This window comes from Shinella sp. (assembly GCF_049651085.1).
In the GTDB taxonomy this organism is placed as follows: domain Bacteria; phylum Pseudomonadota; class Alphaproteobacteria; order Rhizobiales; family Rhizobiaceae; genus Shinella.
Genome location: NZ_JBASBL010000009.1, coordinates 37642 through 60419 on the forward strand (window position 1 = coordinate 37642; position 22778 = coordinate 60419).

Annotated in this window: 16 protein-coding genes and 1 pseudogene; 8 read left to right on the forward strand and 9 right to left on the reverse strand. The window is 64.4% G+C overall.

What is annotated here, in order from left to right; translation table 11 throughout:
- Both xdhB and xdhC read left to right on the forward strand, forming a co-directional pair.
- Nucleotides 1-2355, forward strand: a complete 2355-nt coding sequence (gene xdhB, locus WA950_RS05410) for a xanthine dehydrogenase molybdopterin binding subunit (protein WP_424550670.1) — start codon at nucleotides 1-3, stop codon at nucleotides 2353-2355.
- Between the two features lie 4 nt (nucleotides 2356-2359).
- Nucleotides 2360-3208, forward strand: a complete 849-nt coding sequence (xdhC, locus tag WA950_RS05415) for a xanthine dehydrogenase accessory protein XdhC (protein WP_424550671.1) — start codon at nucleotides 2360-2362, stop codon at nucleotides 3206-3208.
- Here the strand turns inward: xdhC and WA950_RS05420 are convergent.
- Nucleotides 3198-4142 carry a LysR family transcriptional regulator gene (locus WA950_RS05420; protein WP_424550672.1) on the reverse strand — a complete coding sequence of 315 codons (945 nt, stop codon included), beginning with the start codon at nucleotides 4140-4142 and terminating at the stop codon, nucleotides 3198-3200. The two genes, xdhC and WA950_RS05420, sit on opposite strands and share 11 nt — an antisense overlap.
- A 140-nt stretch (nucleotides 4143-4282) precedes the next feature.
- Here WA950_RS05420 and WA950_RS05425 point away from each other — a divergent pair, with 140 nt between their 5' ends.
- Together WA950_RS05425 and guaD are read left to right on the forward strand one after the other, a co-directional pair.
- Nucleotides 4283-5524: a urate hydroxylase PuuD gene (locus tag WA950_RS05425; RefSeq protein ID WP_424550673.1), complete on the forward strand. Its 1242-nt coding sequence runs from the start codon at nucleotides 4283-4285 to the stop codon at nucleotides 5522-5524.
- Entirely contained in the window at nucleotides 5521-6852 is a 1332-nt protein-coding gene (guaD, locus tag WA950_RS05430; protein WP_424550674.1) for a guanine deaminase, read from the forward strand. The genes WA950_RS05425 and guaD overlap by 4 nt, the downstream gene beginning before the upstream one ends.
- A 72-nt stretch (nucleotides 6853-6924) precedes the next feature.
- Here guaD and bhcR read toward each other — a convergent pair whose 3' ends face one another.
- Nucleotides 6925-7752, reverse strand: coding sequence for an HTH-type transcriptional regulator BhcR (gene bhcR / locus WA950_RS05435; RefSeq protein WP_424550675.1), 828 nt, complete (start codon nucleotides 7750-7752; stop codon nucleotides 6925-6927).
- 164 nt (nucleotides 7753-7916) lie between these two features.
- Between bhcR and gcl the strand changes: the two genes are divergently transcribed.
- The 4 genes from gcl to WA950_RS05455 all read left to right on the forward strand — a co-directional run bounded on the left by gcl (nucleotide 7917) and on the right by WA950_RS05455 (nucleotide 12850).
- A complete protein-coding gene (gene gcl, locus WA950_RS05440) occupies nucleotides 7917-9701 on the forward strand; it encodes a glyoxylate carboligase (protein ID WP_424550676.1) in 1785 nt (594 codons plus the stop codon).
- A gap of 21 nt (nucleotides 9702-9722) precedes the next feature.
- Nucleotides 9723-10502 carry a hydroxypyruvate isomerase gene (hyi, locus tag WA950_RS05445; RefSeq protein ID WP_424550677.1) on the forward strand — a complete coding sequence of 260 codons (780 nt, stop codon included), beginning with the start codon at nucleotides 9723-9725 and terminating at the stop codon, nucleotides 10500-10502.
- A gap of 36 nt (nucleotides 10503-10538) precedes the next feature.
- Entirely contained in the window at nucleotides 10539-11423 is an 885-nt protein-coding gene (locus tag WA950_RS05450; RefSeq protein WP_424550678.1) for a 2-hydroxy-3-oxopropionate reductase, read from the forward strand.
- Between the two features lie 158 nt (nucleotides 11424-11581).
- Nucleotides 11582-12850 carry a glycerate kinase type-2 family protein gene (locus WA950_RS05455; RefSeq protein WP_424550679.1) on the forward strand — a complete coding sequence of 423 codons (1269 nt, stop codon included), beginning with the start codon at nucleotides 11582-11584 and terminating at the stop codon, nucleotides 12848-12850.
- 58 nt (nucleotides 12851-12908) lie between these two features.
- On the opposite strand, the gene dnaJ is transcribed toward WA950_RS05455, so the two are convergent.
- The 7 genes and pseudogenes from dnaJ to WA950_RS05490 form a co-directional block, all read right to left on the reverse strand.
- The gene (dnaJ, locus tag WA950_RS05460) at nucleotides 12909-14036 is read right to left on the reverse strand and encodes a molecular chaperone DnaJ (RefSeq protein ID WP_424550680.1); all 1128 of its coding nucleotides are present in this window, start codon (nucleotides 14034-14036) and stop codon (nucleotides 12909-12911) included.
- 243 nt (nucleotides 14037-14279) lie between these two features.
- Nucleotides 14280-16190: a molecular chaperone DnaK gene (gene dnaK / locus WA950_RS05465; RefSeq protein WP_424550681.1), complete on the reverse strand. Its 1911-nt coding sequence runs from the start codon at nucleotides 16188-16190 to the stop codon at nucleotides 14280-14282.
- A gap of 295 nt (nucleotides 16191-16485) precedes the next feature.
- Nucleotides 16486-18711: a transglycosylase domain-containing protein gene (locus WA950_RS05470; RefSeq protein ID WP_424550682.1), complete on the reverse strand. Its 2226-nt coding sequence runs from the start codon at nucleotides 18709-18711 to the stop codon at nucleotides 16486-16488.
- Between the two features lie 159 nt (nucleotides 18712-18870).
- A complete protein-coding gene (locus WA950_RS05475) occupies nucleotides 18871-19305 on the reverse strand; it encodes a BA14K family protein (protein ID WP_424550683.1) in 435 nt (144 codons plus the stop codon).
- 101 nt (nucleotides 19306-19406) lie between these two features.
- A complete protein-coding gene (locus WA950_RS05480; RefSeq protein WP_424550684.1) occupies nucleotides 19407-20354 on the reverse strand; it encodes a lysylphosphatidylglycerol synthase domain-containing protein in 948 nt (315 codons plus the stop codon).
- Between the two features lie 200 nt (nucleotides 20355-20554).
- The gene (locus WA950_RS05485) at nucleotides 20555-21946 is read right to left on the reverse strand and encodes a dipeptidase (RefSeq protein WP_424550685.1); all 1392 of its coding nucleotides are present in this window, start codon (nucleotides 21944-21946) and stop codon (nucleotides 20555-20557) included.
- 138 nt (nucleotides 21947-22084) lie between these two features.
- Nucleotides 22085-22524: pseudogene (locus WA950_RS05490) on the reverse strand (MarR family winged helix-turn-helix transcriptional regulator).
- Nucleotides 22525-22778 lie beyond the last annotated feature (254 nt).

Sequence of the window (22778 nt, forward strand, 5' to 3'; positions counted from 1 at the left end):
ATGAACAAGCATACGACAGACCTCAAGGCTGAGAAGATTTCCGGCGGCGTCCACGCCAGTGTCCGCCACGATTCCGCGCACAAGCATGTTGCCGGCACGGCTGTTTATATCGACGATATCGCCGAGCCCACCGGCACGCTGCATGCCGGCCTCGGCCTCTCGACGGTGGCGCACGGCATCCTGAAATCCGTCGATCTTGCGGCGGTGCGCGCAGCGCCCGGCGTCGTCGACGTGCTGACCTATGCGGACGTGCCCGGCGTCAACGACATCTCGCCGTCCAACATGAACGACGATCCGGTCCTGGCCGAAGGCAAGGTCGAGTTCCATGGCCAGCCGATCTTCTGTGTCCTTGCCGAAACCCGCGAACAGGCGCGCCAGGCCGCAAGGCTTGCGAAGATCGAGTATGAGGAACTGCCGGCCGACATCGACATCTGGGATCTCGATGTCGCCACGCACAAGCAGGTCGTGACCCCGCTGACGCTGACGCGCGGCGATGCGGCAGCCGCGCTCGAAAGCGCGCCGCGCCGCGTGAAGGGCCGCATGCGGCTCGGCGGGCAGGATCATTTCTATCTGGAAGGCCAGATCTCGCTTGCTGTGCCCGGCGAGGACGACGAGGTCATCGTCTATTGCTCGACGCAGGGGCCGAGCGAGACGCAGCATATGATCGCGCACGCGCTCGGCGTGCCGAGCAATGCGGTGACGGTCGAGGTGCGCCGCATGGGCGGCGGCTTCGGCGGCAAGGAAACCCAGGCCAACCAGTGGGCCGCCATCGCGGCCATCGCAGCCAAGAAGCTGAACCGCGCTGTCAAGATCCGGCTCGACCGCGACGAGGACATGGTCGCGTCCGGCAAGCGGCACGATTTCGCCATCGACTACGATGTCGGCTTCGACGACGAGGGCCGCATTCTCGGCATCGACTATACGTTCGCGCTGCGGGCGGGTTTCTCGGCGGACCTTTCCGGCCCGGTGGGCGACCGCGCGCTGTTCCACTGCGACAACACCTATTTCTACCCGCATGTGCATGCCAAGTCCGCGCCGCTCTACACCAACACCGTCTCCAATACGGCCTTCCGCGGCTTCGGCGGGCCGCAAGGCATGGTGGGCGCCGAGCGCGTCATCGACGAGGTGGCCTTCGCCGTCGGCAAGGATCCGCTGGAAATCCGCAAGCTCAATTTCTACGACGCCATGGGTGTCGAGGGGAGCCGCAATCTCACGCCCTACCACCAGAAGGTCGAGGATTGCATCATCCAGCGCATCGTTGCGGAGCTTGAGGAAAGCGCCGACTATGCAGGCCGCCGCAAGGCGATCGCCGAGTTCAACGCCAGGAGCCCGATCGTCAAGCGTGGCCTTGCGCTGACGCCGGTGAAATTCGGCATCTCCTTCACCAAGACCGAATCCAACCAGGCCGGCGCGCTGGTGCATGTCTATACGGACGGTTCCGTGCACATGAACCATGGCGGCACGGAAATGGGCCAGGGCCTGCACCTGAAGATCGCGCAGGTCGTGGCGGAGGAATTCCAGATCGACCTCGAACGGGTGAAGATCACCGCGACGACCACCGCCAAGGTGCCGAACACCTCGCCGACCGCCGCCTCCTCGGGCGCCGACCTCAACGGCATGGCGGCGCAGAATGCCGCCCGCCAGATCAAGGACCGGCTCATCGATTTCGCCGCCGAAAGCCACCAGGTGCCGCACGACCAGATCGTCTTCCTGCCGAACCGCGTGCGCATCGGCAATGCCGAGATCCCTTTCAGCGAACTCGTCAAGCAGGCCTATATGGCGCGCATCCAGCTGTCGGCGGCCGGTTTCTACAAGACGCCGAAGATCCACTGGGACCGCTCCAAGGGACGCGGCCACGCCTTCTACTACTATGCCTATGGCGCGGCCTGCTCGGAGGTCTCCGTCGATACGCTGACCGGCGAATATGTCGTCGAGCGCACCGATATCCTGCACGATACCGGCCGCTCGCTGAACAAGGTCATCGATATCGGCCAGATCGAAGGCGGCTTCATCCAGGGCATGGGCTGGCTGACGACGGAAGAACTGTGGTGGGACGGCAAGGGGCGTCTGCGGACCCACGCGCCCTCCACCTACAAGATCCCGCTCGCCTCGGACCGCCCGAAGATCTTCAACGTGGCGCTGACCGACTGGTCGGAAGCCTACGAGCCGACGATCCATCGCTCCAAGGCGGTCGGCGAGCCGCCGCTGCCGCTCGGCCTTGCCGTGCTGCATGCGCTTTCGGATGCGGTGGCGAGCGTGGCGGATCACACGCTCTGCCCGCGTCTCGATGCCCCGGCCACGCCCGAATGCGTGCTGATGGCCATCGAGCGGCTGAAGGCCCAGAAGAAAGGGTAATCCGATGCCCGCCATGCGCGAAGATATCCGGGATTTCCTGCGGCGCGAGCCGGCGGCGGTCCTTGTCGAGGTGACCGGCGCGGCGGGTTCCACGCCGCGCGATACGGATGCCTGGATGCTGGTGTCGGAACGGGCGATCTACGCGACGATCGGCGGCGGGCAGCTGGAATATATGGCGATCGACCAGGCGCGGCGGGCGCTGCGCTCCGGCCTTGCCGCCGAGCCGATGAGCGTGCCGCTGGGCCCGGAGATCGGACAATGCTGCGGCGGCAGGGTCGGACTGTCGTTCACCGCGCTGGGTCCGGCCCTGGCAATGGACCTTGTTACCCGGAGCGACCTTGAACTGGCGGCGCGCCCGCATGTCTATGTCTTCGGTGCAGGTCATGTCGGCGATGCGCTCTCCATGGCGTTGTCGCTTGCGCCGCTGCGCGTCATTCTGGTGGATACCCGCGAGGACGAGCTGACCGCCTCGACGGTGCCGCATATCGAGACCTGCCTCACCGCCATGCCGGAGGCCGTGGTGCGGGATGCGCCCGCCGGCAGCAGCTTCGTGGTTCTGACTCACGACCACGCGCTCGATTTCCTGATCGCCGCCGAAGCGCTGCGGCGCGACGATGCCGCCTATGTCGGCATGATCGGCTCAAAGACCAAGCGCACCACCTTCCGCAACTGGCTGTCGCGCGAAATCGGCCATGCCGAACTCTTTGGAAAACTTGTCTGCCCGATCGGCGGCACGGCCCTGAAAGACAAGCGCCCCGCGGTCATCGCCACGCTCGCCGCCGCGGAAATCATGACGTCGGCGCTGACCTGGTCGGCAAGCCGGGCCAGGATTACGCAGGCCGTCAGTCGGTAGAAGCTTCGGCGGCAAGGTCCTCGCCGAGCAGCTTGCCGATCAGCCGCTGACAGCGCTCGGCCATGAAGTCGATCATCAGCCGGACCTTCGGATCCTGGAAGCGCTTGTGCGGATAGATCGCGGCGAGCTGCACGGGGGCGGGCGGACTGTCCTTGAGGATTTCTACCAGCCGGCCCTCCTTGAGATGGGCCTTCACCTCGAAGAGCGGCTTGTTGATGATGCCGCGGTCTTCCAGCGCCCATTGGGTGAGCACGTCGCCGTCGTCGCTGTCATAGGGGCCGCCAACCTCGAATTTGCGCGTGCCTTCCGGCGTCGCCAGCGTCCAGAAATATTCCTTCGAGCCGGGATAGCGCAGCAGCAGGCAGTCGTGCTTGTCGCCAATCAGCGCGTCGGCATTGGCCGGAACGCCGCGACGCGCAAGATAGTCGGGCGAGGCGCAGAGCACGCGGTCGCATCGCAGGATGCCGCGCATGCGCAGGTTCGAATCCTCCAGCACGCCAAGCTTGAAGGCGACGTCGACGCCCTCGGCGAGAATATCGACATTGTGGTCCGACAGGCGCACGCGCACCTCGATATCCGGATACTTGTCGTGAAATTCCGGGATGCCGGAGGCAATGAGACGTCGGCCGATGCCGAGCGGCGCGGTGATCCGAAGCGAGCCTTTCGGGTTGCGCGACAGATCGGCAATGGCGGCTTCCGCCTCGTTGACCGCCTCAATGATCTTTACCGCGCCGTCATAGAAGACGCGGCCGTGCTCGGTCGGCGACAGCTTGCGCGTCGTGCGATTGAACAGCCGCACGCCGAGATGACGCTCCAGTTCCTTGATGCGGTTGCTGGCGACCGCCGGGGTGACGCGCTGGTCGCGCCCCGCCGCCGAAAGGGTACCAAGTTCGACCACGCGAACGAAGACTCGCACATTATCGAGATAGGACATGGCTCTTTCTAGCACATTGGCGTGTGGAGCAAAGGGGAGGCCACCTTATAGTTTTTTTTGAAAGTGTTCGGCATTCACCGGGATTTCCGGGAAAATGACTTGATGGCAAACAGGTTCGATAAGATCGGGAGGAGGTCCCCATGTACGAATACGCCATTGCCTGGGACTGGGTAATGTTCGCCGTGCGCTGGTTGCACGTGATAACGGCCGTCGCGTGGATCGGCTCGTCGTTCTACTTCGTCGCGCTCGACCTGGGCCTGAAGAAGCATCCGGGGCTTCCGCCGGGCGCCCATGGCGAGGAATGGCAGGTCCATGGTGGAGGCTTCTACCATATCCAGAAATACCTGGTGGCGCCGGCCGCAATGCCCGAGCATCTCGTCTGGTTCAAGTGGGAAAGCTACGCCACATGGCTGTCCGGCTTCGCCATGCTCTGTCTGGTCTATTATGCAGGCGCGGACCTCTATCTGATCGACCCGAACGTGCTCGACGTCTCCAAGCCGGTGGCCATCGCCATCTCGTTGGCATCGCTCGCCTTCGGCTGGATCATCTACGACCTCATCTGCAAGTCGCCCTTCGGCAACGACAACACGCGGCTGATGGTGGCGCTCTACTTCATCCTGGTCGCCGTCGCCTGGGGCTACACGCAGCTCTTCACTGGCCGCGCCGCCTTCCTGCATCTCGGCGCCTTCACGGCAACGATCATGTCGGCCAACGTCTTCTTCATCATCATGCCGAACCAGCGGGTCGTCGTCGCCGACCTCATCGCCGGCCGCACGCCCGATCCGAAATACGGCAAGATCGCCAAGCAGCGCTCCACCCACAACAACTACCTGACGCTGCCGGTGCTGTTCCTGATGCTGTCGAACCACTATCCGCTGGCTTTCGGCACGGAGTTCAACTGGATCATCGCCTCACTGGTGTTCCTGATGGGCGTCACCATCCGGCACTACTTCAACACCACGCATGCCAATGCCGGCAATCCGACCTGGACCTGGCTTGCCACGGCGCTGCTCTTCGTTCTCATCATGTGGCTTTCCACCGTGCCGAAGGTCCTGACGGGCGAGGCGGACGACACCAGGGTCTCCACCGCGCAGCAGCCCTTCATCACGGCGGAAGCCTTCCCGAAGGTGCGCGACACGGTGCTTGGTCGCTGCGCCATGTGCCACGCCAAGGAACCCGGCTGGGAGGGGATCGTGGTGCCGCCGAAGGGCGTGGTGCTGGAAACGGACGGCGAGATCGCCGCCCATGCCCGCGAGATCTACCTGCAGGCCGGTCGCTCGCACGCCATGCCGCCGGCCAATGTCACCCAGATCTCGGACGAGGAGCGCAAGCTCTTCGTCGCCTGGTATGAGAACGCGGTTAGCGGGGAGAAGACCCAATGAACGAACTCCTGATCCGCGGACGGGTGCTGACCTTCGTCGCCGAGCCGCAGGGCATCGACGACACGGCCTCCTATCGCTACTTCGAGGACGGTGCCGTCTTCGTGCGTGGCGGCAAAGTGGTGGACGCAGGCGATCATGCTGACATCAGCAAGCTTGCTGGCGCGGATGTCGAGGTGGCCGATCACCGGCCGAACCTCGTTCTGCCGGGCCTTATCGACACGCATTTGCACTTCCCGCAGACTCAGGCAATCGCTTCCTACGGTGCGCAGCTTCTCGAATGGCTGAACACCTATATCTTCGTCGAGGAACAGAAATTCGCCGAGGCCGCCCATGCGGCGGCCGTGGCCGATCGCTTCATGGACGAGCTCCTCTCGAACGGCACGACGACGGCGGTCGCCTATTGTTCGGTGCATCCTGAAAGCGTCGATGCCTATTTCTCGGCGGCCGCGGCGCGCGGCATGCGCATGATCGGCGGCAAGGTGATGATGGACCGCAACGCGCCGGACGCGCTGCGCGACACGCCGCAGCAGGGTTATGACGAGACGAAGAAGCTCATAGAGAAGTGGCACGGCCGCGGCCGGGCGCTCTATGCCATCAGCCCGCGCTTCGCCATCACCTCGACGCCGGAGCAGATGGAGATGAGCCAGGCGCTCGTTGCCGAGCATCCGTCCTGCTACGTCCAGACCCATCTTTCGGAAAACCACGACGAGATCGCCTTTGCGACGTCGCTTTATCCTGAGGCCAGGGACTATACGGATATTTACGCGCGCTATGGCCTGCTGAACGAGCGCATGCTGCTCGGCCATTGCATCCATTTGAGCGACCGGGAGATTTCCGTCCTCGCCGAGACCGGCGCGGTCGGCGTCTTCTGCCCGACCTCCAACCTCTTCCTCGGCTCGGGCCTGTTCGACCGGGACCGGTTCGACAGGCTCGGTGCGCGCTGGTCGGTGGCGACGGATGTCGGCGCGGGCACCAGCTTCTCCATGCTGGAGACGATGGGCGAGGCCTACAAGGTGCTGCATCTGCGCGGCCAGAAGCTGACGCCGTTCAACTCCTTCTACCGCATGACGCTGGGCAATGCCCGGGCGCTCGGGCTGGAAAGGCACATCGGCTCGCTGCATGCGGGGGCGGATGCCGATATCGTCGTGCTCGATTCCAGCGCCAAGCCGGCGATGGACTATCGCATGCGCACCGCAACCACGCTGATGGAGGAACTGTTCATCCTCCAGACGATGGGCGACGACCGCTCGGTCGCCGAGGTCTATGTCGCGGGCAAGCCGATGAAGGCGAAATCCGCGACCGCAAAGCGCGTTCTCGAAACGGCCTGACCACCGGGGTCGTCCCGGACCAATCGTGCTGTCGTGTCCCATGCAGGGGCGCGGCGGCATCTGGTTTCCGGCTCAGGCGGAGCGCGACCGTCCGCCCATTGCCTTGGTCAGTCCTTCCGCCGCCGCTCTCACGACCGGCCCGAACGCATCGACCTTCGCGTCGGGCAAACGCACCGCCGGTCCTGATACCGAAATCCCCGCAACGGCCTCGCCATATTCATCGAAGATCGGCGCCGCCACGCAGCGCATGCCGAGCGTGTGCTCCTCGTCGTCGATCGACCAGCCGCGGGTGCGGATTCTTGCGATGTCCTCCAGAAGCGTCGGCAGGCTGTCACGGGTCTTGTCGGTAAAGTGCAGGAGCGTGCGGCCGGCAAGCAGCGCCTCAATGCGCGCGTCGGGCCAGGTCGAAAGGATCGCCTTGCCGATGCCCGATGCATGGATCGGCCCGCGCCGGCCGGGGCGGAAGAAAGCGCGCATCGGCGCGTGGCTTTCCACCTGCGAGATGAAGACCACGTCGCCGTCATCCTCGATGGCGATGTTGGCGGTCTCGCCGCATCCTTCCATCAACTGCTTGAGAAACGGCCGGCTGATCGTGCCGAGCTTGCGGAAACGCAGATAGGCGGTGCCGATCTCGAAGGCCTTGACGCCGATCGTCCAGGCGCCGGTCTCCCCGTCATGGGACACCATGCCGTGCTGGGCGAGCGAGGTGAGCAGCCGGTGCACCGTGGAGGGCGCCATGCCGGACTGGTCCGCAAGGTCCGTCAGCGCCGCGCCGTCCGCCCGCGCGACGAGATCGAGCAGCTTGAGGCTGCGGTCGAGCACCTGCACGGATGAGGGCGCTGCGTTTTCCGCGGGCTTCCGGCCTGGCCTGCCCCGTGTCTTTTCCTGATGCTCTGCCATGACGCTTTCTCCTGTCCGCCGCATTGATGACATAGCTGGCTCGCGTCGATTGTTCCAGTTTCGTTGAAAATGTTTATTTCCGCATGATGGGATTGATTTCCATTTTATGATTGCGCCGAGCCGCAGATGCGCTACCTTCATCTCCAAGAGACGGAGGAAATCCCATGGCTAAAATGCGTGCTGTCGATGCAGCGGTGCTGGTTCTGGAAAAGGAAGGTGTCGATTGCGCCTTCGGCGTTCCGGGCGCAGCGATCAATCCCTTCTATTCGGCGATGAAGGCGCGCGGTTCGATCCGCCACATCCTGGCTCGCCACGTCGAGGGCGCAAGCCACATGGCCGAGGGCTATACCCGTGCCCGCGCCGGCAATATCGGCCTGTGCATCGGCACGTCGGGCCCCGCCGGCACCGACATGATCACCGGCCTCTATTCGGCATCCGCCGATTCGATCCCGATCCTCTGCATCACCGGCCAGGCGCCGCGCGCCCGCCTCGACAAGGAGGATTTCCAGGCGGTCGATATCGCCAAGATCGCCGCGCCCGTCACCAAATGGGCCGTCACGGTCATGGAGCCGGGTCTGGTTCCCTATGTCTTCCAGAAGGCGTTCCACACCATGCGTTCGGGTCGTCCCGGTCCGGTCCTGATCGACCTGCCGATCGACGTCCAGCTCGCCGAAATCGAATTCGACATCGACGCCTACGAACCGCTGGCGCCCTACAAGCCGGCCGCAACGCGCGCCCAGGCCGAAAAGGCGCTCGCCATGCTGAACCAGGCCGAGCGCCCGCTGATCGTCGCCGGTGGCGGCATCATCAATGCGGACGCCTCCGACCTGCTCGTCGAATTCGCCGAGATCGTCGGCGTTCCGGTCATCCCGACGCTGATGGGCTGGGGCGCGATCCCGGACGATCATCCGCTGATGGCCGGCATGTGCGGCCTGCAGACCTCGCATCGCTACGGCAATGCGACCATGCTCGCCTCGGACTTCGTCTTCGGCATCGGCAACCGCTGGGCAAACCGCCACACCGGCAACATCTCGACCTATACTGAAGGCCGGACCTTCGTCCATGTCGATATCGAGCCGACCCAGATCGGCCGCGTCTTCACCCCGGATTTCGGTATCGTCTCGGATGCCGGCGCCGCGCTGAAGGTTCTCCTCGACGTTGCGACGGAATGGAAGGTCGCCGGCAAGCTGCGCGGCTGGTCCGCCTGGGGCGAGGAATGCCGCGAGCGCAAGCGCACCATGCTGCGCAAGACCCATTTCAACCAGACGCCGCTGAAGCCGCAGCGCGTCTACGAGGAAATGAACAAGGCCTTCGACCGCGACACCTGCTACGTCTCGACCATAGGCCTCAGCCAGATCGCCGGCGCGCAGTTCCTGCATGTCTACAAGCCGCGCAACTGGATCAACTGCGGCCAGGCCGGCCCGCTCGGCTGGACGCTGCCGGCGGCGCTCGGCGTTCGCGCCGCCGATCCGGACCGCCCCATCGTCGCCCTGTCCGGCGACTACGACTTCCAGTTCCTCATCGAGGAGCTTGCGGTCGGCGCCCAGCACAAGCTGCCCTACCTGCATGTCGTCGTGAACAATTCCTATCTCGGCCTCATCCGTCAGGCCCAGCGTGGCTTCAACATGGACTTCGAGGTCAGCCTGGCCTTCGACAACATCAATGCGACGGCGGATTCGGAAGCCGGCTACGGTGTCGACCATGTCGCGGTTGCCGAGGGCCTCGGCTGCAAGGCGATCCGCGTGCGCAGCCCGAACGAGTTCCAGGAAGCCTTCGACAGGGCGCAGCAGATGATGAAGGAACACCAGGTTCCCGTCGTCATCGAGTTCATCCTGGAGCGGGTCACCAACATCGCCATGGGCGCCGACATCAATGCCGTCGTCGAATTCGAGGAGCTGGCCGAACGCGGCGAGGATGCCCCGACCGCAACGCTCGCCCTGCTGGACTGATTGGAAAAGAGGAATACATCCATGCCGAAATTTGCGGCCAACCTGACCATGCTCTTCAACGAGGCGCCGTTCCTCGAGCGCTTCGCACTGGCCGCAAAAGCCGGCTTCGAGGGGGTCGAATATCTCTTCCCCTACGATTTCGACAGGGATGCGCTGCGCGCCGAACTGGACAGGAACGGCCTGACGCAGGTGCTGCACAACCTGCCGGCGGGTAACTGGGGCGGCGGCGAACGGGGCATCGCGATCCTGCCGGACCGGGTCGACGAGTTTCGCCGCGGCGTCGCCTCCGCCATCAACTATGCGACGGCGCTTGGCTGCAAGCAGGTCAACTGCCTTTCCGGCATCGCACCGGCAGGCGTGTCCGACGAGGTGCTGCGCACAACCTTCGTCGCCAACCTGAAGCTTGCTGCGGAAGAACTCGGCAAACATGGAATCCGGCTGCTGATCGAGCCGATCAACCGCTTCGACATCCCGGGCTTCTACCTCAACACGCCCGATCAGGTGGCCTCGATCATTGCCGAGGTCGGCAGCGACAACCTGTTCATCCAGTACGACCTCTACCACCAGCAGCGCACCGAGGGCGAGCTGATCGGCACGTTCAAGAAGCACCAGGCAAAAATCGCCCATGTGCAACTTGCCGACAATCCGGGCCGGGGCGAACCGGGGACCGGCGAGATCGCCTATCCCTTCGTGTTCAAGACGCTCGACGCGCTCGGCTACGACGGCTGGATCGGCTGCGAATACAAGCCGCGCACCACCACTGCGGAAGGGCTTGGCTGGCTGACCGAAATCGGTCGCTGAACCAACCAAACGATTTCAAGACTGGGAGTTTAGATCATGGCTAATATCGGTTTCATCGGCCTCGGCATCATGGGCACGCCCATGGCGCGTCATCTTCAGGACGCCGGCCACACGGTCATCACCTCGAAATTTTCCATCCCGCCGCGCCAGGAACTGGTCGACAACGGCCTGAAGATCGTCGACAGCCCGAAGGCGCTTGCCGAAACGGTCGATACGATCATCCTCATGCTGCCGGATACGCCGGAAGTGAAGGACGTGATCTTCGGCGAAGGCGGTGTCATCCATGGCCTTTCGGCCGGCAAGCTGCTCATCGACATGAGCTCGATTTCGCCGATCGAGACGAAGGAATTCGCCAGGAAGGTCCGTGAGACCGGTGCTGAATATGTCGATGCCCCGGTTTCCGGCGGCGAGGTCGGCGCGAAGAACGCTTCGCTCTCGATCATGGCCGGCGGCTCGCAGGAAAGTTTCGACCGGGCGCTGCCGCTTCTGCAGCTGATGGGCAAGAACATCACGCTCGTCGGCGATTGCGGCGATGGCCAGGTGACCAAGGTCGCCAACCAGATCATCGTGGCGCTGACGATCGAAGCGGTTTCCGAAGCCCTCGTCTTCGCCTCCAAGGCCGGTGCCGATCCGGCGCGCGTGCGCGCCGCGCTTATGGGCGGCTTTGCCTCCTCGCGCATTCTCGAGGTGCACGGCGAGCGCATGGTCAAGCGCACCTTCGACCCGGGCTTCCGCATTTCCCTGCACCAGAAGGACCTCAATCTCGCGCTGCAGGGCGCCAAGGCGCTGGGCGTCGCACTGCCCAACACCGCATCGACCCAGGAACTTTTCAACCAGTGTGCAGCTCATGGCGAGGCAGGCCTCGACCACTCAGGTCTCGTCAAGGCGCTGGAGCGCATGGCGAACCACGCCGTCGCATGACGGCCTGACCGGGCGGGGAGGGGAGCCCCGCCCGGTCACCCCTTCTGGAGGAGGAACAGCCCCTCATCCCGCCGCGCCGTCTCCGGTTCGAGACAGTGCTGGCCTGTGGATGGGGGGCTGTGCTTTATAGACCCGTTCGCATGACCCGGAGGAATGACATGCCGCCCATCGCCGATCCGCGCGCCTTTCTGGAATCTCTGTTTTCCGTCGCGGTCGCGGCCGCCGACCCGGAGAAGGTGCTGGCCGCCAACCTGCCGGAAAAGCCGAAAGGCCGCACGGTCGTGATCGGCGCAGGCAAGGGCGCCGCGCAGATGGCGCGCGCCTTCGAGCGCCTGTGGGATGGCCCGCTCACCGGCGTCATCGTCACGCGCTACGGCTATGCCGTCGCCTGCAAGCATATCGAGGTGCTCGAGGCCGCCCATCCGGTGCCCGACGACAGCGGCCTTCTCGCCTCCGGCCGGCTCATGGCGGCGGTGCGCGGCCTCACCCAAGACGATCTCGTCGTCGCGCTCGTCTGTGGCGGTGGTTCCGCCCTTCTGCCGGCACCCGCCGGCGACCTGACGCTTGCCGATGAGATCGCGGTCAACCGTGCCCTGCTGGCCTCCGGCGCGCCGATCAGCGCGATGAACGCCGTGCGCAAGCAGGTCTCGCGCATCAAGGGCGGACGCCTTGCCGCGCTTGCCCATCCCGCCCGCGTCGTCTCGCTCGTCGTTTCCGATATTCCCGGCGACAATCCCGCGCTCGTCGCCTCCGGCCCGACCATTGCCGATGCGACCACCCGCGCCGATGCGCTGCGCCTCATCGAGCGCTATCGCCTCGACCTGCCCGAGGCCGTGATGCGCCATATTGAGGGCGGCAAGGACGAGCCGCCGGTGCCGTCGGATACCCGCTTTGCCCGCAACGAGGTCAAGCTCGTAGCCTCCGCCGCCGTTTCGCTGGAGGCTGCCGCCGCGGCGGCCAGCAAGGCCGGCGTCGAGGCCGTCATCCTCTCCGATGCCATCGAAGGCGAGGCAGCGGAAGTCGGCCGCGTTCATGCGGCCATCGCCGCCGAAGTCGTTCGTCGCAATCGCCCCTTCCGCAAACCCGTCGTGATCCTCTCGGGCGGCGAAACGACCGTTACCATCAAGGGGAAGGGCAAGGGTGGCCGCAACGGCGAATTCCTGCTGTCCTTCGCCTGCGCCACGGATGGTCTCGAAGGCCTGTCTGCGCTCGCCGCCGACACGGACGGCATCGACGGCTCGGAGGACAATGCCGGCGCCTTCGCCGACGGCACGACGGTCGTGCGTCTCGCCCATCAGGGCAAGGATGCCGCCGAGTTCCTGGGGCGCAACGACAGCTGGACGGCCTTCGATGCGCTCGGCGACCTCTTCGTGCCCGGCCCGACCGGCACCAATGTCAACGATTTCCGCGCCATCCTCATCCAGTAGGCGCAAACGAAAACAGCCCCGGCTTGCCGGGGCTGTTTCATTCGTTCTGCCGGCCGGATCAGCCGTCGAAGAATTCCTTCATCCGTGCGAAGAAGCCGGCGGATTCGGGGTTGTTCTCCTTCGAGGAGATTTCCTCGAATTCCTTCAGCAGCTCGCGCTGGCGCTTGGTCAGCTTCTGCGGCGTCTCGATCTGGATCTGGATATAGAGATCGCCGATCTGGCTGGAGCGCAGCACCGGCATGCCCTTGCCCTTGAGGCGGAACTGCTTGCCGGCCTGCGTGCCTTCCGGCACCGAGACACGCGACTTCGTGCTGTCGAGCGTCGCCACGTCGAAGGTGCCGCCGAGCGCAGCTGTCGTCATGGAGATCGGCACGGTGCAGTAGAGATCCGCGCCATCGCGCTGGAAGAACTCGTGCGGCTTCACCGACAGGAAGATGTAGAGATCGCCCGCAGGTCCGCCACGCACGCCCGCTTCGCCCTCGCCGGACAGCCGGATGCGCGTGCCATCCTCGATGCCCGCCGGGATGTTGACCGACAGCGACCGCTCTTCGGTGACGCGGCCGTTGCCGTGGCACTTGGTGCAGGGATCGCTGATCGTCTGGCCGCGGCCGTGACAGGTCGGGCAGGTGCGTTCGACAGAGAAGAAGCCCTGCGCCGCGCGCACGCGGCCGGAACCCTGGCAGGTTGCGCATGTCTTCGGGCTCGTGCCGGGCTTGGCGCCGGAACCGGTACAGACATCGCAGGTGATCGACGTCGGAACGCGGATCTGCGCGGTCTTGCCGGCATAGGCCTCTTCCAGCGAGATTTCCATGTTGTAGCGCAGATCTGCGCCGCGCTCACGCCCGCCGGAGGAGCGCCGCTGGCGCCCGCCGCCCATCATCTCGCCGAAGATGTCCTCGAAGATGTCGGAGAAGCCGCCGCCCTGGAAGCCGCCGCCGCCACCGCCACCCATGCCGCCCTGCTCGAAGGCAGCGTGGCCATAGCGGTCGTAGGCCGCGCGTTTCTGCGGGTCCTTCAGCGTCTCATAGGCTTCGTTGACGTTCTTGAACGTCTGTTCGGCAGAGGCATCGCCCGGATTCTTGTCGGGGTGATACTTCATCGCCATCTTGCGGAAGGCGCTCTTCAGCTCCTTCTCGTCGGCGGTCCTGGAGACACCCAGCGTCTCGTAAAAATCAGCTTTAGCCATTCTGTTTCACGTCCGTTTCGCGGGAACGGTCTTGTTATCGTGTATCGGGAAGCTTGCCGCCAGCCTGCGCGCTGCAAAATCGCGCACGCAAAAGGACGGAAGCCGGTACGAAGGGAAATGCCGTGACGTCTTCGCCGCACAGAACGGGAGTGATCATCCGGCTTTTTTCCCTTCGTGCTGACTTCCGCCCTCTTGCTATCCATTGCACCGGCCGCGCCAGGCGCGGCCGGTCATTCAGGAGGCTCAGGCCGACTTCTTGCGGTCGTCCTCATCCTTGACTTCCTCGTAGTCGGCATCGACGACATTGTCGCCGGCCTCACCCGAGGATGCGTTCTCTTCGGCCTGCTGGGCCTCGTAGATCGCCTGACCGAGCTTCATGGACACTTCCATGAGCGTGTTGGTCTTGGCCTTGATGTCCTCGGCGTCCGGCTCGGAGGCGTCGACGGCGGCCTGGAGGGCGGCAATCGCCTCCTCGATGGCCTTGCGGTCGGCTTCCGTGACCTTGTCGCCATATTCCTTCAGCGACTTTTCCGACGAGTGGATCAGGCTTTCGGCCTGGTTCTTCGCCTCGATGCCTTCACGGCGCTTCTTGTCGCTTTCGGCATTGGCTTCGGCATCCTTGACCATCTTCTCGATGTCGGCGTCGGAGAGACCGCCGGAGGCCTGGATGCGGATCTGGTGCTCCTTGCCGGTGCCCTTGTCCTTGGCCGAAACCTGCACGATGCCGTTGGCGTCGATGTCGAAGGTCACTTCGATCTGCGGCATGCCGCGCGGTGCCGGCGGAATGCCCATGAGGTCGAACTGGCCGAGCAGCTTGTTGTCCGCCGCCATTTCGCGCTCGCCCTGGCTGACGCGGATGGTGACGGCCGACTGGTTGTCCTCGGCGGTCGAGAAGGTCTGCGACTTCTTCGTCGGGATCGTCGTGTTGCGCTCGATCAGACGGGTGAAGACGCCGCCCAGCGTTTCGATGCCGAGAGACAGCGGGGTCACGTCGAGGAGCAGAACGTCCTTGACGTCGCCCTGCAGAACGCCGGCCTGGATGGCGGCGCCCATGGCGACCACTTCATCCGGGTTCACGCCCTTGTGCGGCTCCTTGCCGAATAGCTGCTTGACGACTTCCTGCACCTTCGGCATGCGGCTCATGCCGCCGACCAGAACGACTTCGTCGATCTCGGCCGCCGAGACGCCGGCATCCTTGAGGGCTGCCTTGCACGGTGCGACGGTGCGCTGGACGAGATCATCGACCAGGCTCTCGAACTTGGCGCGCGACAGCTTCATCGTCAGGTGCTTCGGACCGGAGGCATCCGCCGTGATGAACGGCAGGTTGATTTCGGTCTGCTGCGAGGAGGAGAGCTCGATCTTGGCCTTTTCAGCAGCTTCCTTGAGGCGCTGCAGGGCGAGCTTGTCGTTCTTCAGGTCGATGCCCTGATCCTTCTTGAACTCGGCTGCGAGATATTCAACGAGACGCATGTCGAAGTCTTCACCGCCAAGGAAGGTGTCGCCGTTGGTCGACTTCACTTCGAAGACGCCGTCGCCGATTTCCAGGACCGAGATGTCGAACGTGCCGCCGCCAAGGTCGTAGACGGCGATCGTCTTGCCGTCCTTCTTGTCGAGGCCATAGGCGAGCGCGGCAGCGGTCGGCTCGTTGATGATGCGGAGCACTTCAAGACCCGCGATCTTGCCGGCATCCTTGGTGGCCTGGCGCTGCGCGTCGTTGAAGTAGGCCGGAACCGTGATGACGGCCTGGGTGATCTTTTCGCCGAGATAGGATTCAGCCGTTTCCTTCATCTTCTGAAGGATCATTGCGGAGACCTGCGAGGGGGAATAGCCGGTGCCGTGGGCCTCAACCCAGGCGTCGCCATTGTCGCCCTTGACGATCTTGTACGGAACGAGGTCCTTGTCCTTCTCGACAAGCTTGTCGTCGTAACGGCGGCCGATGAGGCGCTTGACGGCGAAGAGCGTGTTTTCCGGATTGGTGACGGCCTGGCGCTTGGCCGGCTGGCCGGTCAGCCGCTCACCGTCTTCGTTGAAGGCAACGATCGAAGGGGTCGTGCGCGCGCCTTCGGCGTTTTCGATAACTTTCGCGTCCTTGCCGTCCATGACGGAAACGCAGGAATTGGTCGTCCCGAGGTCGATACCGATTACTTTAGCCATGTCATTCTCTCCTTCAAGCGAACTGCCGGAACCCATTCAGGCATTCTTTTGGCAGCCCCTAATGGTATGGTCTTTTTGGAAAGCCCCGGCATGAACCGGAGCTTTGCGGGGTATATAAGGACCCCTCCAGACGACTGCAAGACATCTGGGAGCCGCAAAGCTCGCGAAATCAGCATTCTCAAGAAGGTGAAGCGTTCCCCGGCGGCAATGTGGTGGGCTTCATGACGGGCGTCAAGCCGCTGGAGCAATCCCGGCAAGGCGGTGCGGTGATTTTGCCGAAAAAACCGATGACGCGTCAGCCGCCGACGAGGAAGTCGAAGAGGGTCGTGCGGCGCGTGCCGGTCTGGCGCTCGCCGCCGACGTCTGCCGGCGGGATGAGGCCGTCGTCGAGCGGGACGGCGCCCGTCCGGTCGGTCGCCACCTCGCCCGTGCCGGCGGGTTGCTCGTCGGTGCCGAGCGTGCGCGAGATGATGTCGAAGAGTTCGTCGCCGCCCTCCTGCGGCACGGGCCGGGTCGCATCCAGCACCGGCCCGCCGCCGGTCGTGCCGAACAGCGGGGAGGGGGAGAGGCCGGCATGGGCGGCCGTCATGAACTCGCTCCAGGCTTTGGCCGGAAGCCCGCCGCCCGTCACCTTCTTCATCGACTTGCCGTCGTCGTTGCCGAACCAGACGCCCGTGGTCAGGTTGGCGGTGTAGCCGACGAAGAGCGCGTCGCGGAAGGATTGCGTCGTGCCGCTCTTGCCGGCGGCCTGCCAGCCGGGAATGCGGGCGTTCTTGCCGGTGCCCTCGGTGATGACGCGCATCATCATGCCGTTCATCTGGGAGACGATGGTCTCCTCCAGGACGCGGGGCGGATTGTCGTAGGTGTTTTCGTAGAGCACCGTGCCATCGGCGGTCGAAATGCGCCGGATGATATGCGGCGTCGCCTTGTAGCCGCCATTCATGAAGGGCGCATAGGCGGCGGTCAGCTCGACGAGCGTCACTTCCGAGGTGCCGAGCGCGATGGAGGCGTTCGACTGCATCTCCGATTCGATGCCGAGCCGGCGGGCGAGCTTGATCACCTCGCCCGGACCGACCTCCATGACGAGCTGGGCGGCGATCGTGTTCAGCGAATTGGCGAGGGCCGAGGAAAGCGTTACCTCTCCGCGGTACTTCTGGTCGTAGTTTTCCGGCGTCCAGTTGCCGATCTTCACCGGTGCGTCATTGCGCACCGACAGCGGCGAGCGGCCGGCTTCCAGCGCTGCCGCATAGACGAATGGCTTGAAGGCGGACCCCGGCTGACGCTTGGCCTTGGAGGCGCGGTCGAACTGGCTTTCCGCATAGTCGCGCCCGCCGACCAGCGCCCGGATCGCGCCAGTGCCGTCGATGGAGACGAGCGCGGCCTGCGCGGCGTTCAACTTGGCGCCTTCCTTCTCGAGCAGGGCGGCGATCGTCTCGTCGGCCTTCTTCTCGAGGTCGAGGTCGATCGTCGTGTCGATGACGAGGTCTTCCTTGATGTCGCCGATCATGCCCGGAAGCTGCGCCATGACCATGTCGGCGGCATAGTGCTGGGCGCCCGACCAGTAGCTCTTGGAGCGCGCCGGCGTCTGCGACATTGCGGTCTTGATTTCGCTGTCGGTGATGAAGCCCTCTTCGCGCATGGCGCCGAGAACGACCTGGGCGCGCGCTTCGGCCGCCTCCGGATCGCGTGCCGGCGAGAGGCGCGAAGGGGCCTTGAGCAGGCCGGCGAGAAGCGCAGCCTCGCCGAGGTTCACGTCGCGCGCCGACTTGTTGAAATAGCGCCGCGAGGCGGCCTCGACGCCATAGGAGTTGGAGCCGTAGAAGACGCGGTTGAGATACATCGCAAGGATCTGGTCCTTGGAATATGTGTGCTCGAGCCAGAAGGCGAGCAGCACTTCCTGCACCTTGCGCTCCAGCGTGCGCTCGGGCGAGAGGAACATGTTCTTGGCAAGCTGCTGCGTCAGGGTGGAGCCGCCCTGCACCATGCGCCCGCTCGTGATATTGGTGAGCATGGCGCGGGCAAGGCCGAGCGGGTCGACGCCGAAATGCGAATAGAAGCGCCGATCCTCGATGGCGATGACGGCCTGCGGAATGTAGGGCGACATGTTTTCGAGCGACAGCGCCTCGCCGCCGGTGAGGCCGCGATTGGCGATGATGTCGCCGCTGACGGCAAGGATCTTGAGGTTCGGCGGCCGGTCCGGGATCGACCAGCTCGTGGCGCTGGGCATGCGCGCGCCGTAATAGAGCACCAGCCCGCCGACGCCGATGGCGCCCCAGATGCCGAGCACGACGCACCAGTAGAACAGTCTGCGAAAGAGGCCGAAAAGGCCGCCGGAAGAGCCTCGACGCCGGTTGGAGCCGCGCCGCGGCCGCTCGGCCTTCGGCGGCTTCCCACGTCCCCTGCGGCCACCCGCGCCGCCCGCCACACGATCGCCGGCGCCAACGTGGATATCATCGTCGTCGCGTCCTGCCGATCCCTGGAAGGACGGCTCGATGCGTTGGGATTTGCGGTTACCTGCCATATGCTGCTGGACATGCCCTTTGAAACGTCGCTGTCCGTTGGACTTTAAATGCGGCGATTTAAGGGGTGGTTAAGGAGCAGTGAACGCGCCTCTGCCACTTTAAGGCGAATGGGCGCTTCAAGAAGAGCGGGCGGCCCGAAGGCCGCCCGAGAAGTGGTCTCAGTAGTAAGGCGAAAGGCACTCGCGCCGGCCGCCATAGTTGGGCTGGAACGTGTTGTCATAGGCCCGGTAAGACCGGTAGCGCGCGTAGCACCAGTCGGTGTGGCGCGGATTGATACCGCTGTAGCGCGGACGGGAATAACCGTCATTGGCGATAGCCCCGCCGATGATCGCGCCGGCGCCGAAGGCTGCCAGCGGATACCACCAGCCATCCGAGTGGCGGCGATAGCCGCGGCGCTCATGCCGATAGCCGCGATGCCCGCCATGCCAGCCACGGCGTTCGCGATGACGGTACTGCACCTGCTGGACATCGGAGGCCTGAGAAATGCCGATGTTCGACATCGGCACGGCTAAGGCCGGCGTGGATACGAAGGCCGTGGCGAACATGGCGACGGCCATGGCGGCGGAAAGGCCGGTCTTGATCGTTTTCTTCATGTCGGTCTCCCTTGGGTTGTCACTGTTGCACAGTGATCTTGACGGATCATAGTATGAAAGAATTCGGCTGAACCCAAGATGAACCGTAACTATCCATGGTTTCAGTCCTCGCCGTCGCTCGCCCGCGCGAGAAAGCGCGACCGCTCGAAGATCAGGATGACGACCAGCGCCATGATGAAGGGGATGATGAGATAGAAGAGCCGGAAGACCGCGAGGGCCGCCAGCACGGCCGCCGGATCCATATCCGGAAGGCCGGCGATGAAGACGAGTTCCAGGACGCCGATGCCACCCGGCGCATGCGATAGCAGCGCTATGGAGAAGGATGCGAGGAAGATGCCGAGCACGACGAAAAAGCCCGGATTGCCCTCCGCCGGCAGCACGAAATAGATGATCGCCGCAGCGCCGATCAGTTCGATGGGCGCGATGATCAATTGGCGGAAGACGAGCGAAGGCTTGGGATATTCCAGCTTCAGCCAGCGGGTATCGATCGGCCGGAAACCGACGAGGCTGCCGATCACATAGAGTGCGACAAGCGCCAGGATGATGAAGCCCGTTGAAAGGGCCGCCTCGATCGGCAGGAAATCGGCAAAGCGCCCGACGATCTCCGGCTCCAGCACCAGCACCAGACCGAACAGCATGAAGGTTCCGAGCGCGAAGGTGAAGGAGCAGAATGCGACGAGGACGCCCACCTCCGATCCGGTGAGACCCTTCGACGTATAGGCGCGATAGCGCACCAGCGCGCCTGAGAACACCGAGGCGCCGATATTGTGCGACAGCGCATAGGTCGTGAAGGAGGTGATGGTGATGAACCACAGCGAGATGCGATGGCCGAGATGCTCCAGCGCCAGATGGTCGTAGGCCGCAAGCGCGGCATAGGCGACGAAGGTCGCCAGGCAGGCGAGTATCCAGCCCGATGTCGGAATGGCGTGGATGCTTGCCAGGAACTCTTCGAGAGAGAGGCCGCGGAGCTCCTTGTAGAGGATATAGATCGACAGGACGATTGCGATGGTGCTGACGAGTGGCCAGAAGAATTTCCTGAGCCGCTTCATCCTGCCTTGCCCCTGGTTTTCAGCGTATCGCCGCCCGAGCAGCAAGTTTCCTTTGCAATTCGTCCTGAAGCCATCCTCACCCTTTCCCCATCGTGCGGACCTGTCATCGCCTTGCGACGGTGCGGTCCTTTGTTTGCTCAGTAGGCCAGCGTTTGTGTGCGCTCCGGTTAACTCTGGCCAACTTTGTCTTCACATCTGCGTCAACGGGCGGCCACCGCCGCCAGAATGCGCACCCAGGAACGGATGCCCTTCTCGAAGGAGCGCAGCTCGTATTTCTCGTTCGGCGAATGGATGCGGTCGTCCGACAGCGCGAAGCCGACGAGAAGGGATTCCATGCCGAGCATCTTCTGGAAATCGCCGACGATCGGGATGGAGCCGCCCATGCCGATGACGACGGCCGGCTTCGGCCATTCGTCGGAAAGCGCCGCCTTCGCCTTGCCGAGCAGCGACGAATCGTAGGGCAGCTGGATGGCGGGCGAGCCGCCATGGGCATGGAAGGTCACCGAGCAGTCCGCCGGGATATTGGCGCGCACATAGGTGCGGAAGGCGTCGCGGATCCTGGCGGGATCCTGCTTGCCGACGAGGCGGAAGGAAACCTTGGCCGAGGCTTCCGCCGCGATCACCGTCTTGAAGCCCTCGCCGGTATAGCCGCCGGTAATTCCGTTGACCTCGGCCGTCGGGCGGGCCCAGGTGAGCTCCAGCACGGAGCGGCCCTTTTCGCCGGACGGGATCGACAGTCCGATCTCGCCGAGCAGGCTTTCTGCCGAGCTGCCGAGCTTGTCCCAGGCGGCCTTGATCTGCGTCGGGGTTTCTTCCACGCCGTCATAGAAGCCGTCAAGCGTCACGCGGCCTGTCTCGTCATGGAGACCCGCAAGAATGGTCGCAAGAATGTGGATGGGGTTGGCCGCCGCGCCGCCGAAATAGCCGGAATGAAGGTCCCGGTCGGCCGCCTTGACGACGATTTCTTCCCCGACGAGGCCGCGCAGGCCGGCCGAGATCGCCGGCGTATCGGCATCCCACATGCTGGTGTCGCAGACGAGGGCGAAGTCGGCGGTCAGTTCCGCGGCATTGGCCTCAAGGAAGGGTTTGAGCGAAGGCGAGCCGGATTCTTCCTCGCCCTCGAACAGGATCGTGACGCGGCAGGGCAGCGCGCCCACGGTTTCCTTGTAGGCGCGGCAGGCTTCGACGAAGGTGAGGAGCTGGCCCTTGTCGTCGGACGTGCCGCGGCCGGTGATGATGCGCCGGCCGCCTTCGACCTCGCGCACCGCCGGCTCGAAGGGATCGTTGTCCCACAGGTCCAGCGGATCGACCGGCTGGACGTCGTAATGGCCGTAGAAGAGCACATGCGGCGCATCGGGCCTGGCGCCGTCGTGATGGGCGACGACCATCGGATGGCCGGGCGTGTCGCGCACCGTCGCATCGAACCCGAGCGAGCGCAGTTCCGTCACCAGCCACTCGGCAGCCCGGCGGCACTCGGCCTTGAAAGCCGGATCGGTGGAGATCGACTTGATGCGCACGAGCTCGAACAGGCGTTCGAGGCTGGCCGGAATGCCGGCGCTGGCGCGATCGAGGACGGGCAGAATGTTGGTCATGGTCGAGAATCCCTAAAGCATGGTGCGCAAGGCGTATGAGCGGCCTTGCCACGGCAGCATGCGCAAATCAGAAGAATTTCGGCGCGACATTAGACCGATCGCGTCGGGGAGGGCAAATTGTATGACGGCCTTGTGCCGTCAGATCCGCGGCATGCGACCGAGATTGGCCAGCACCATGCGCATGTATTCCAGAAGAAGCTCCCGCTCGAAGCGGCGAAAGCCCTGGAAGAGCGCTTCTTCCGTGGCGCTCGCGCGGCCATTGCCGTTTCCTGCAGCGCCTTGCCGCGGGCGGTCAGGAAAACCAGTTGCGCGCGCTTGTCCTTCGGATGGCGGCGGCGGGAAATGAGGCCGTCGCGTTCCATGCGCGAAAGCGTGTTGGCCATGGTGGCCTGCTCGATGTCGAGCCGGTCGAGGAGGTCGCGCTGGGTAACGCCGTCGCCATTCCAAAGCTCGAGCAGGACCGGGAACTGGCCGGGCGCAAAGCCGGCCCCGTCCGCCCGCGCATGGAGTGCGCGGGAGGCAGCCTTCGCCAGCAGATTGGCGAGGTAAGTAGCCGACGCCGTCCGGTCAAAGTCCATGACGGGAAGCTATGCCGGTTTGCAGTCGAAGACAATGGATTGCAGGCGATCCCCATCGCCGGATTTTCAGCGTGCCGTGGCCGCATTTCAGCGTGCCGTGGCCGCAGCATAGTTTCGCATTCTCGCGCAGCATGCTCCGGATGCGAGAAGCCGCCGACGACAGGAGGCTTGTCGCGGCGGCTTCTGCGAATTATGGACAAAGGCCCGGAGAGGGGGATGAGGCCTTTGTCCTTGTCTGGCGCGGCGGGGGACAG